At 75.5% G+C, this 12,122-nt stretch carries 8 protein-coding genes; 2 read left to right on the forward strand and 6 right to left on the reverse strand.

Annotated elements, in window-relative coordinates:
* Positions 1-1,723 precede the first annotated feature (1,723 nt).
* The gene (locus ACQPX6_RS02645) at positions 1,724-3,931 is read left to right on the forward strand and encodes a hypothetical protein (RefSeq protein WP_433785230.1); all 2,208 of its coding nucleotides are present in this window, start codon (positions 1,724-1,726) and stop codon (positions 3,929-3,931) included.
* Positions 3,932-3,952: 21 nt separating this feature from the next.
* Here ACQPX6_RS02645 and ACQPX6_RS02650 read toward each other — a convergent pair whose 3' ends face one another.
* From ACQPX6_RS02650 to ACQPX6_RS02675, 6 genes are all read right to left on the reverse strand, one after another.
* Entirely contained in the window at positions 3,953-4,603 is a 651-nt protein-coding gene (locus ACQPX6_RS02650) for a thermonuclease family protein (RefSeq protein WP_433785231.1), read from the reverse strand.
* A gap of 177 nt (positions 4,604-4,780) precedes the next feature.
* A complete protein-coding gene (locus tag ACQPX6_RS02655) occupies positions 4,781-5,734 on the reverse strand; it encodes an ATP-binding protein (RefSeq protein WP_433785232.1) in 954 nt (317 codons plus the stop codon).
* Positions 5,731-6,078 carry an STAS domain-containing protein gene (locus ACQPX6_RS02660; RefSeq protein ID WP_433785234.1) on the reverse strand — a complete coding sequence of 116 codons (348 nt, stop codon included), beginning with the start codon at positions 6,076-6,078 and terminating at the stop codon, positions 5,731-5,733. Before ACQPX6_RS02660 ends, ACQPX6_RS02655 begins: the two co-directional genes overlap by 4 nt.
* The gene (locus ACQPX6_RS02665) at positions 6,075-8,246 is read right to left on the reverse strand and encodes a SpoIIE family protein phosphatase (protein WP_433785235.1); all 2,172 of its coding nucleotides are present in this window, start codon (positions 8,244-8,246) and stop codon (positions 6,075-6,077) included. Before ACQPX6_RS02665 ends, ACQPX6_RS02660 begins: the two co-directional genes overlap by 4 nt.
* 75 nt (positions 8,247-8,321) lie before the next feature.
* Positions 8,322-10,253 carry a WD40 repeat domain-containing serine/threonine protein kinase gene (locus tag ACQPX6_RS02670; protein WP_433785236.1) on the reverse strand — a complete coding sequence of 644 codons (1,932 nt, stop codon included), beginning with the start codon at positions 10,251-10,253 and terminating at the stop codon, positions 8,322-8,324.
* Positions 10,171-11,364: a heparin lyase I family protein gene (locus ACQPX6_RS02675; RefSeq protein WP_433785238.1), complete on the reverse strand. Its 1,194-nt coding sequence runs from the start codon at positions 11,362-11,364 to the stop codon at positions 10,171-10,173. The genes ACQPX6_RS02670 and ACQPX6_RS02675 overlap by 83 nt, the downstream gene beginning before the upstream one ends.
* Positions 11,365-11,695: 331 nt before the next feature.
* On the opposite strand from ACQPX6_RS02675, the gene ACQPX6_RS02680 reads away from it, so the two are divergent.
* Positions 11,696-12,115, forward strand: a complete 420-nt coding sequence (locus ACQPX6_RS02680; RefSeq protein ID WP_433785239.1) for a YciI family protein — start codon at positions 11,696-11,698, stop codon at positions 12,113-12,115.
* Positions 12,116-12,122 lie beyond the last annotated feature (7 nt).

Raw genomic sequence — 12,122 nt, forward strand, 5'->3', positions numbered from 1 at the left:
GCAGACCCAGGACTCCGACGACCTGTCCGGCCACGGCGCGGACGGCACGTCCTCGGGCGAGTCCCCTGCGGAAGGTCCTTCCGACGGGTCCGCGGCAACGCCCGTGACCAGCTCCGTCACGACGGGCACCGATCACGGTGCTCTTCCCGGGCCTCACGACTCCGGGGACGGAGCCCCCTCGTCGGCTCCCGGCGATCCCGCCACGGCGTCGGGTACCGGCACCGAGGGAGGCGTCCCGGGGCCAGACCTGACTTCGGGCGGTGCCGAGAACGGCCAGGCCGAGGGCGGGAGCCCGCACCCGTCGGTGGCCGAGTCCGGCGGTGCGTCCGCCGGCTGGGACACCGACGCGAAGACGTTCGCCGAGTCGCTGCCGTCGTCGTGGCAGCAGGGACCGGTGTCGACGGTCGCCTCCCCGAATCTTGTGCCGGTGGCCCCGACGACTCCTGACCTCGGATCGGGGCAGCCGTTGAGCGCCGGTCAGACAGGTGCGCCGGCGACCGGGACCGGCGCGGGGTCGGGACTCGGGTCGGGCTCTGGATACGGGTCCGACGGTGACTCGGGTTCGGGGTACGGCTCGGAGTCGGGTTCGGGTGGTGGGTTCGACGCCGAGTCCGGTTCGGGTGGTGGCTTCGACGCGGCCTCGGGTTCCGGTGGTGGGCTGGACTCGGGCGCTGGGTCGGACTTCGGCTCGAACGAGGGTCCCGGGCCGGGTGGCGGATACGACGCTGGGCCGGGTTCGGGTGCCGGTAGTGGAGCGAGCGACAGCTCGGGTTCGGGCCTCGGCTCGGATGGTGGCTCGGGTTCGGGCCTCGGCTCGGATGGTGGCTCGGGTTCCGGGTACGGCTCGGAGTCGGGTTCGGGTGGCGGGTTCGACGCTGGGTCTGCGTCGGGTGCTGGTGGCGGCTTCGACGCCGGGTCGAGTTCGGGTGGCGGGCTGGACGCCGGAGCCGGGTCGGACTTCGGCTCGAACGAGGGTCCCGGCTCGGGCGGCGGGTTCGACGCCGGTTCCGGGTCGGGTGATGGCGGTGGCTTCGACGCTGGGTCGGGCTCGGATGCTGGTTCGGGCTCGGATGCTGGGTCGGGCTCGGATGCTGGGTCGGAATCAGGTTCTGGTGGTGGCCTCGAGGCTGGGTCGAGTTCCGGCGGGGGCTTCGACGCTGGATCCAGTTCGGGTGGCGGGTTGGACTCCGGGTCTGGGTCGGGCTCGGATGCTGGGTCGGGCTCGGATGCTGGGTCGGGCTCGGATGCTGGGTCGGAATCAGCTTCTGGTGGTGCCATCGAGGCTGGGTCGAGTTCCGGCGGTGGGTTGGACTCCGGGGCTGGGTCGGGCCTCGGCTCGGATGGCGGATCGGGTTCCGGGTACGGCTCGGAGTCGAGTTCGGGTTCCGGCAGTGGCTTCGACGCTGGATCAGGTTCCGGTGGCGGGTTGGACTCCGGGTCTGGGTCGGGCTCGGATGCTGGGTCGGGCTCGGATGCTGGGTCAGGAGCGGACGCCGCTGCGAGCTCGAACGGCGGCTCCGGCAACGGTTCCGGCGAGGGCTCCGGCTCGGGCGTCGGCTCGGGGGTCGCCTCGGGCGTCGCCTCGGGCGTCGGCTCGGGCGTCGCGGTACCCGCAGGCTCCGGCGCCGCCGCGCCCGCCGGGTCGGGGTCGAGCGGTGGGTCGGGCGCCGGCGGCGGGGCGGGTGCCGGTTCGAGTGCCGGGGCCGGGAGCGGGGTCCCTGCCGTGCCCGACAGCAACATCGACTTCCGTCCCCGCCCCGCGCCGGCCGGTTCGGGAACGGGCGGACAGGTCCAGCACGTGCTCCCCGCGGCTGCGCACACGACGTCCGCCGACGGCGCCTCGCGGAGGTTCGGCGACGCCGCCCTCCGCTTGCCCGGCGACCTCGGGAGCTCCGGGGTGGCGAGCGGTCTTCATCTCCCGACGCAGCTCGGGCACACGACCACGGGGGCCACGTCGCACCCGACCACCACGAACACCGGCGCCGGGACCGCGGCGGCCGGCCACGGCACGACCCGTCCCGCGGGGTTCGGGACCGGCGCCGACGCCGGTCGGGACGCGGGCACGAGGCCCGGTGCGGACGTGCGGGGCGCCGGCAGCGCCTCGGGTGCCGACCTGCGGGACGCGGTCGCCCGGACCGGGCTGACCTGGGCCAGCGCCGCCGGCGTCCTGGGCGCCCCGGGCAGCGTCATCCGGGACCCCGACGGCGCGCGGCGCGCCGCCGGCACGGCGGCCGGTGACTTCTGGAGGAACACGACCCAGCAGGCGACGACCGCGGCGGACCGCGGGATCAGGCAGGCGGGACGCCTGCTCCCCGGCCCGCTGCACTCCTCGGGCGACGTCACCGGGCGCGGCAGCTGGCTGGTGAGCACCGACGGCCGGACCTCCATCGGTCCCGTGATCATCCGGGGAGGAACCTCCGCCTGGAGCGCGTGGCAGGCCGGTGCGCACTACGACGCCAGTCTCGGGAAGGACGGCCTCAAGGCGGCGGCCGACGGCAAGGTGGGTTTCGGCGCGGGCGTCGAGGCCCACGGCCAGGCCACTGCGGGGCCCGTGAACCTGAGCGGCCGCGTCGTCGTGGTGGTCGGGGCCGGGGCCGACGGACACGCGGAGGTCGCTGTCGGTGGGAGCGGCGCCGAGCTCTCGGCCGGCGGCAGGCTCGGTGCCTTCGTCGGGGTCGGCGGCGACGTCAGTGCCGGCAGCGAGTACGGCGAGGTGCACGCCGGGGTCTCGGCCCTGGCCGGTTTCGCCGTCGTCTTCAACATCGAGGTCACGGTCAAGAACGGCAAGGTCGGGTTCAGCGTCACTGCCGGTGGCGCGGTGGTCGTCGGGGGCACCGTCACGGTCGGCGGATCGTTCAACCCGCAGGCGATCGGCAAGACCGTCCTCGACAAGATCACCGGCGTCTTCGGCGGCGCCGCCGGCAAGCTCGGCGAGTTCTTCGGCGGGGTGGTCAACACCGTCGCCCACGCCGCCGCCGGGGTGGTCGACGCGGCGCGCGACGTCATCGGTGGGGTGGCCGACACCGTGCGCGACATCGTCCACGGGGCGACCGATCTGGTGAAGGGAGCTGTCGACGGCATCGCCGGTGCTGCCGGCGTGGTGATCGAGAAGGTCGGCGGCGTCGTCGACGGCATCGCCGACGCGGCCGGCGCCGCCATCCACTGGCTCGGCGAGAAGATCTTCGGGGCGGACAAGCCGGCTCAAGGGGACTCGCAGGGCGGCCACCCGGGAGGGAACGACAAGCCCGGGTCGGGCAGCGGTGAGGGGCAGGGCAGCGGCTCGGGGGGCGACGCCGGGAGCGGTTCGGGCAGTGGCTCGGGCAGTGGCTCCGGGAGCAGCTCCGGGAGCGACGACGACGACGGCGATGACGGCGACGGCGATGACGGCGGCGATGACGGGGACGCCGCCAGCGAGTCGGGCGACGACGACGGCGACGGCGACGGTGCGGGCGGCGCACCGGGCGGGGTGATCCGCCTCGGCGGTGGCGACGCCTGGGACCGCGCGATCCGGATCCTGCTGACCGCCGATGGCGCCATCGGCGACGACCGCCCGGGCGGTGACGGCGGTGGGGGCCTCGGCGACGACACCGGCGGGGGTCGGATGCCGGCGATCCGGTGGGACCCCAGCAGGGGTGGCGGCGCCGGCGGTGGGGACGAGGGCGACGGCGACGGCACGGGCCGCGTGCCCGTCGACGTCCTGCTGCGCCCCGGGGGCAGCGGGTCCAACAACGACGACCTGGGCGACGGTGACGGGACGGGCTACAACCCGGCGGACGGCCTCGTCTTCCCGGGTCGGGGCGGTGCGGGCGGGGGCGAGTCCGCCCTGGTCGTCGGGGCCCGGGAGCAGGCGCCCGCCGTCACCGACTTCCGGACCGGACGCTTTTCGGCCGACGCGCTCCGGGCGGACATCCAGGCTCCTCGGTTTCGGTGAGCCCGTGAGCCCGGATCGCGCTCAGCACCACCACTTGCGGGCGCAGTAGCCGCCGGTCAGGGCGCCGTCGGGCAGGCCGTCGTCGTCGTCCTCGAGGTCCACGTCGACGTCGTACTGGCTGGTGGAGGGCGCGTATTCAGGCGCGGAGCAGTCGCGGCCGGTGTAGTCCTGCGCCCGCAGGTCGGCGATCCGCGTGGCCGAGGCGTCGTCCTCGTCGACGCCGGTGTGGCTCTGCGCCACCATCGTCTCGCCGAGGTCGCTGCCGTCGGTGGTCGAGACGTAGCGCAGCAGGCGACCGTCCTCGTCGCGGTCGACGCCGGGCTCCTGCTCGAGCACCACTGACCGGCCGTCGAGCCACACCCCCGCGGACTCCTTGGCCTGGGTGCCGCCGTAGGTGCCGATCTCGCAGGAGTCGATGCCCAGGACCTGCACGCGCCGCCCGCCGGCGATCTCGAAGGTGTCGCCGTCGATCACCCGGGTCACCGCGACGGTCTCGCCCGCGGGCCGGGGCGTCGTGGTCGGCAGCACGGGCGCGGTGGAGCTCGGCGCGGTCGTCGTCACCGCCGGCGCGGCTGCCGGCGACACCGGCGTGGTCGGCGCGGACTCCTGGTTGCACGAGCCGACGACCGCGAGGAACGCGACGACGCCGATGGCCCAGCCCTTCTTCGACACAGCTCTCCCCGACAGAGATGACGACACGAGTGCCGGTGTCTCGCGCTCCCGGGGCGGCTCGTTACAGACCATTCGGTCGGCTTCTCTGGGCGTAACGGCGGAGGGCGGCGCGGCGACGTCCTCGTCAGAGCCCGGGCCGCCGGGAACCCCCGACTCGGCGGTCCGGGCTCTGTCTTCCTACGCGCCGAGCTCCAGCCGCACGTGGGTGCCGTCGGCCCCGCTCCAGATGTGCAGGACGTCGCTGAGCTGGCGCGCGAGCCACACCCCGCGCCCGCGGGCGGAGCGCACGTCGGGACGCCGGAGCCCGGGCGTCGTGCTGCCCATGTGCCCGACGTCGTGGATCTGCGCGACGATCCGGCCGGGCCGGGTCCACCAGGACAGCGTGCCGTGCCCCGCGCCGTGCTCGACGCTGTTGCTGACGAGCTCGCCGATCGCGAGCACCAACCCGTCGACCTGCTCGTCGCTCAGCCCGGCCTCCTCGCCGTGGCGCCGCGTCGCCACGCGGACCCCGCGCAGGCCCGAGGCCCCGGCGAACGTCGCCTGCTCGCTCGGCGGACCCAGCGGAGGCGCGGGCGGCGCGGGCACCGACGCGAGCACCTGGTCGGGGGAGCGGTAGCGCGGGTTGGGGCTCGCGGTGGTCCCGACGAAGAGCTCGGGGTGGTTCCAGTGCAGGTAGCGGTCGGTGTCGTCGGAGACGTCGGCGGCGGCGCACAGGCAGATCAGCGTCACCGGGAGCCCGGTGAGCGCGAGGTTGCAGCTCGCGTCGACGACGCTCCAGTAGTCGGGCGCCGACGAGTCCGGACCCGACCCGCCGACCGTGGTGCTGTCGCTGAGGATGAGCGCGGCGCGGTCGCCGCCCAGCTCGCCGAGCTCGCGCAGCCGCTCGGCCCGCCGCGCCGCCGTCGTCTGCCCGCTGTAGCTGTAGGGGAACGCCGGCTCGCCGAAGACGACCTCGCGGGCGCGGACGCCGAGGTGGCGCTCGACGGCCTCGCGCAGGGGCTCGTCGACCGCGGCCCACACGAGGTCGCCGCGCGTCACCGCGACGTCGAGCAGCGGGGTGAGCGTGGCGATGAGGTCGTCGGCGTCGTGGTAGACGACGGCGAGGTGCCGGAAGGGATCGGTGGCCGTCACGGGCGATCGCCGTCCTCCAGGTCGAGGACCTCGAGGCGCCCGGTGATGCCGAGCATGTCGAACATCCGCCGGGTCTGCCCGTGCCCGAGGCGCACCGCGAGGCGCCGCTGGGCGTCGTCGGCGACGTTCTGGGCGAGCAGGACGAGCCGCACCCCGGTGGAGTCGACGTAGTGCAGTCCGGTGAGGTCGAGGACGAGCAGCGGCGGCGCCTCGGCCTCGGCCGCCGCGACCTCGTCCTGGGCGGTCGGCAGGGTGTCGGTGTCGAGCTCGCCGCACAGGGCCAGCTCGAGGCGGTCCGGGTCGGCGGTGCGGTCGACCCACAGGCCGCCGCCGGAGCCGCTCACGGGTCGACCCGGACGACGAGCAGGGCGACGTCGTCGCGCAGCCGGCCGCCCTGGAAGTCGGTCACCGCGGTGACGACGCCGTCGGCGATCGCGTCGGCGCTCGCCCCGGCCAGCGAGGCCACCAGGGACGCGAGCCGCTCGGACCCGAACCACCCGTCGGGGCCGCGGGCCTCGGTGACGCCGTCGGTGTAGAGGACGAGGGCGTCGCCCGGGTCGAGCCGCACGCGGACCTCGGCCAGGTCGACATCGGGGTAGACGCCGACGAGCGTGCCGGGTACCTCGAGCCACTCGACGCGATCGCCCCGCAGTGTCTCGCCTTCGGCGCGGCAGCTCCGCTGCGCTTCGTGCCGAAGGACGATCGCCGGCGGGTGCCCGCCGTTGACGAACGCGATCGCCGCTCCCTCGTCGTCGACCGTCATCGCGGCGTGGGCCATGGTGGCGAAGCGGGCGCGGTTCCCGCCGCGGTGGCGCAGCATCGCCGTGTTGACCCGCCGCAGCACCTCCGCCGGCGCGAGCCCGTGGCCCACCTCGGCGTGGACGGTGTGCCGGATCAGGGCCGTGAGCGCGGCCGCCTCGGGGCCCTTGCCGCACACGTCGGCGACCGTGAGGGCCCACCGCCCGCGCTCGGCGTCCTCGTGCACGTCGTAGAGGTCGCCGCCCACGTAGACGTCGGTGAGGTCCGGGCTCGGCGGGCAGTAGCGGCCCGCGCAGGAGACCCCGGGGACGTCGGGCAGCTCGCTGGGCAGCAGCGCGGTCTGCAGCGTGCGCGCGACGAGGCGCTGCTGCTCGTAGAGGGCGGCGTTGTCCAGGGCGAGCGCGGCGGTGGCGGCGAGCTGGCCGACGAAGGTCAGGTCGTCGTCGGTGAACCGTTCCCCGGACTCGGCGTGGACCAGCGTCAGCGCCCCGAGGCTGCGCCCGCGCACCACCAGCGGCACGACGATCGCCGAGCGCAGCCCGATCGCCCGGAGCAGCTCCAGGTGGGTCGCGTCCCGCGCGGACGCGACGAGCAGCTCGTCGGGCACGTCGGTCATGACGACCGGCACCCCGGTCCGGGCCACCTCGATCGCACCGCCGGGGGCGTCCGGGTCCGGGGGGTAGCGCCGCTCGAGCTCCTCGACGAACGCGACCTTCGCGGGGTCGAGGTGCGCGACGGTGACGCGCTCCACCCGGGACCCCCGCACGAGGTGCACCGCCGACCAGTCGGCGACGCCCTCGACGACGAGGTCCCCGAGCCGGCGCAGCCGCTCCTCCACCGACAGCGGCGCCTCCATGAGGCTGCTCGCCTGCGCGAGGAACGCCATGCGGTCGCGCGCCCGCTCGGCGTCGGCGCGCGCCTGGTGCTCGGCGGCGTAGAGGCGCGCGCGGTCGAGGGCCTGGGCGCACAGCGCGGCGACGGCGAGGAGGAACTCGCGCTCGGCGGGGTCGAACGCGCGGGGCTGGTAGAAGCTGTAGACGACGGCGCCGAGGTCGCGGTCCTCGACGCGCAGAGGCAGGCAGGCGCAGGCCTGGTGGCCCTCGGACACGCCGACCGGAGCCATCTCGGGGTAGCGGGCGCGCCACTGGTCGGCGTCCTCCAGCCACACCGGCTCGCCGGTGAGCACGGCGTCCGACATCGGCCGCCCGCGCTGCAGGGAGACCCGCGTGAACTGCGCGGGGGTGGCACCGGGCCAGCCGTGGTGGTGCAGCGCGTCCAGGACGTCCGAGCCGTCGGTGCGGCTGTAGGCCGCGCACGCGTCGGCGCCGATGAACGCCGCGGCCACCGTGGCGGTGAGCCGTCCGATGTCCGCGGGCGTCAGGGCCCGGCAGAGCTCCTCGGTGAGCTGCTGGAACCCGGCTGCCCGGGTGGAGCCGCCGCCGACGTGCTCGTCGAGTTCGAGGCGCAGGAGGACCCCGGCGCCGACCGGCGTGGCGCGCAGGCACCCGGGCACCCCGGCACCGGGCAGGGCGTGGCCGGGGAGCGCGGTCGGCTCCCCGGTGCGGCGGGCAGCGTCGAGGGCGTCGAGCAGCTCGCCGGGCGCGACCGCGTCCCCCAGCGGGCTCCCGGCCCGCGCCGTTCCCAGCAGCTGCGTGCCCCGGGCGCTCAGCCCGTCGACGACGTGCTCGGCGCCGGAGGTGACGGCGAGCGCACCAGGGACTACACGGAGTAGCTCCTCGACGCCGATCTGCACCCGGTGGAGCTTATGCGCATTGGTCGGGCGGGCGCACGGGGCCGTTCGGTGACGGCACGTGACCGTTCGGTGCCGTCACCGCAGCTCGACGAGGTGCACGAGGCCGTCGGCGGTCAGGGCCGCGACCGTGCCGAGGCGCCGGGGGTGGACGGCGAGCTGGTAGACCTCGTCGGTCAGCGTCACCCGGCGCGGCTGGCCCCGGCGGCCGAGGTCCCAGGCGGTGGCCGTGCCGTCGGCGGCCGCGGTCAGCAGTGCCCGCCCGTCGAGGGCGTACTGCACGTCGAGGACCTCCTCCTGGTGCCGGAAGCGCTCGAGGGCGTCCCCCGTGCCGAGGTGCCACGTGGTCGCCAGCCCGTCGGCGCCGGCGGTGGCGAGCGTGACGCCATCGGGAGCGAAGGCAACGGCCCAGGTGATGTCGTCGGTGGGCAGGTGGAGGGCCGCGCGGGCCCGGCGCGTCGCCCGGATGCCGAACAGGTGGACGCCGCGCCCGGCGGTGGCCAGCCACGAGCCGTCGGGGCTGACGGCCAGGTCGCGGACGGGGTGGCGCAGGGCGCAGGTCATCACCGGCTGCCCGGTCGGGACGTCCCAGACGGCGGCGGTGCGGTCCTTGCCGGCGGTGGCGAGCAGGCGACCGTCGGGGCTGAAGGCGAGGGCAGCGACCACACCGTCGTGACGGGCCACCTCGCCCCACAGCGCACCGGTGGCGACGTCCCAGAGCAGGACCTCGCCGGCGTGGCCGCGGTTGGTCCCGGTCGCCACCGTCGCCCCGTCCGGCGAGAAGGCGATCACGCTGCCCTGCCGGTCGTCCGGCAGCCAGGTGTCGACGGCGCCGGTCTCGGCCTCGAGGACGACAGCACCCCCGGGGTCGGCGAGGACCCCGCCGAGGAGGCCCCCGTCGGGGCTGTACGCGACGGCGTGCAGCGGCTGCCCGTCGGGCTCCGGGAGCGGGCGCACGGTCGCCCGCGCGGCGGCGGGGCCGAGCAGCGTCGGCACCGGCCGCTGGGGCGGGGCCGCCCGCGGCGCCGGCGCGTCGAGCGCCGTCCGGACGGCCTCGGCGAACTCGCCCGCCGAGCTCGGCCGCTGGTCCGGGCGTTTCGCCAGCGCCCACGCCAGCGCGGCGCCGAGACCGCGCGGCAGGTCGGGGCGCAGGTCGGTGAGCGTCGGGGGCGCCACGTGGAGGTGTTGGTGGATCATCGCGGGGAGGCTCGGGGCCCGGAACGGCGGCTGGCCGGCGAGCGCCTCGTGGAGCAGGCAGGCCAGGGCGTAGACGTCGACCCCGCGGTCGAGCCGCTCGCCGGCGAAGACCTCCGGCGCCATGTAGGCGGGCGTGCCGATGATGGAGCCCGTCGCCGTCAGCGACTGTCCGACCCGGCCGTCGAACGCCCGCACGATGCCGAAGTCGACGAGGTAGGCGAAGTCGCGCCCGCGCGCGGTGGACACGAGGACGTTGGACGGCTTGACGTCGCGGTGGATCAGGCCGTCGTCGTGAGCGGCGTCGAGGGCGCTGGCGACCTGGCTGGTGATCTCGACCGCCCGCGCCGGCGGCAGCGCGCCCTGGCGCTCGAGGACCGTGCCCAGGTCCCGGCCCTGCGCGAGGCGCATGTCGATGAACAGCCGGCCGTCGATCTCGCCGTAGTCGTGGATCGGGATGACGTGCGGCGAGGACAGCCGGGCGGCGGCGCGGGACTCACGACGGAACCGCTCGAGGTACTCGGCGTCGGGCTCGAGTTGCGGTGCAGGAGCTTGAGGGCGACGGTGCGCTCGCGGACCCGGTCGTAGGCGCGGAACACCTCGCCCATGCCTCCCCGACCCACCAGCTCGAGGAGCTCGTAGGGGCCGAACACGCGCTGGTCCACCCGCAGCGCCCCCCGCCCCGTTGCCGATCCCGCCCGTCCGCGGCGCCATTGTCGCCCGACCGGCGAGCTCAGTGATCGCGGGCGTCGCCGGCGTCGTGGGAGCTCGACCCCGACGCGTCGTCCTCGGTGTCGCCGTGGCGGTCGGCGTCATCGCGTTGCGAGGCGTCCTCGTGCTGCGGGGCGTCCTCCTGCACGGAGGATTCTTCGTCGGAGCCCTCGTCCCGCGGCGCGTCGCGGTCGGTGTCCGATTCGCGGTCGGGGGCCTCGTGGCGGTCCGACTGCTCGCGGGGAGCGTGCTCCTCGCGGTTCTCGGAGCGGTTCTCGGAGCGGTTCTCGGAGCGGTTCTCGGAGCGGTTCTCGGAGCGGTCCTCGGGCACCTCGCGCCGCGTCTCGCCGGCTTCCTGGCCGCGGTCCTCGTCGTGGTCGTCGTCGTCCCGGGCGGCCTGGGTGTGGTCGACGCGCCACTCGCGGAACTGCACGGCGGTGGGCGTCGCGATGGTGCGGTCGCGGTGCAGGCCGGCCTTGAGGTAGCTCTGCTGGCCCGGGTAGAGCGTCCCGCCGGGCGGGCGGTCGTCGTCCACGACGGTCTCGCCGTCGCGCCACACGCTGACGGCGGCCTTGTCGGGGTCGGCGGAGAAGCGCACCCGCACGTGCAGCCGGGTCCAGTCCTCCGTGGGCGCCGGTCCGAGGACGCGGGTGAAGGTGCGCGGGCCCGACGGGTGCCCGCCGCCGCCGTGCAGGACGAGGTGGCCGTCGTGGATGCGGAGGTCGAGCGGGGCCGACCCCGGGCTGTCGTTCTCCCACCGGGTGATCACCTGGTGGCCCGGCGAGCGCGTGGGGAAGTCGCCGTCGAGGCGCACCGCGACGGTCACCTCGTGCTCGTCGCCCTCCCGGATCACGGGCAGGGCGGGCTCGAGCTCGCTGCGCTGGCCGCGGCCGGTCAGGACGAACGACACCTCGTCGCCGTCCCGCTGGGGCGGCAGCGCGCCGACCGTCGTCCAGGGCGTCGTCCGGAAGGCCGTCGGGTCGTCGGCGCGCCACACGGTCCGTGCCGGCGGTTGCGTGGGCAGGGCCGCCACGGGCTGCGCGACCTCCGGGGCCCGCGGCGCGGGCACCGACAGCACGGGCGCGCCGGAGCGGTCGTCGGGCACCCGGAACAGTCCGCCGGCGGGCGAGGCCGGCTGGTCGTACGAGGCCTCCTGAGACCAGGGGACCGTGGTGGCGACGATCGCGGCGCCGCCCGCGAGAGCGCCGGCGGCCACGAGGGAGACGGTGCGGGCACGCGTCGCGCCGGGCGGCGGACGGTGCGATGTCGCCGTCCCGCCGTCCGCCGGGAGAGGCGGTCGGATGCCCGATCCCGCGTCGCGATGGCGTCCCATGACCTGGAGGCTTGCCGGTTGGGTACGACGGAAACGCCTCGCGGCGCAGCTTGGTGCCGGCGAGCCACCGGGTTGCGACATCTGCGCCCGCCGACGGTCATCCCACGGGCGGAGGGAAATTCCTCCCGGGCGATGTCGATCCGCGTCCCTCGCCGTTCGACCTGGGGGTGAGAGGGTCCGGACGAGCGGCCCTGACGAGCACAGGGGAGAGACCATGAAGTACATGCTGATCATGCGGGCCACCGACGAGGGCTGGGCGTCGGTGGCGGACGTCGACATGGACGAGATGCTCGAGTCCATGGGCCGGTTCCACGAGGAGATGGAGCGCGCGGGCGTGCTGCTCGCCATGGAGGGACTCGACGACCCCGCCGACACCGTGGTGGTCGACCACGGCTCCGAGCCGCCCGTGGTCACCGACGGCCCGTACGGCGAGACCCACGAGCTCTTCGGCGGGTTCTACCTGCTCAACGTCGCCTCGAAGGAGGAGGCGGTCGAGTGGGCGAAGCGGGCTCCGGGCACGCGGGCCGGCTTCAAGACCGAGATCCGCCGGGTCAGCTCGATCGACGAGTTCCCGCAGGACAACCCGTGGATCCAGAAGGAGCGGGCGTGGCGCGAGGCCACGGGTCAGCTGTAGACCGCTG

The sequence above is a fragment of the Actinomycetospora sp. CA-101289 genome (assembly GCF_050955895.1).
GTDB lineage: Bacteria > Actinomycetota > Actinomycetes > Mycobacteriales > Pseudonocardiaceae > Actinomycetospora.

Excerpts from the sequence above, each read along its gene's own strand:
- ACQPX6_RS02680 (WP_433785239.1), top strand. The coding sequence starts at position 11,696 with ATGAAGTACATGCTGATCATGCGGGCCACCGACGAGGGCTGGGCGTCG.
- ACQPX6_RS02670 (WP_433785236.1), bottom strand. The coding sequence starts at position 10,253 with ATGACGCCGACCGCCACGGCGACACCGAGGACGACGCGTCGGGGTCGA.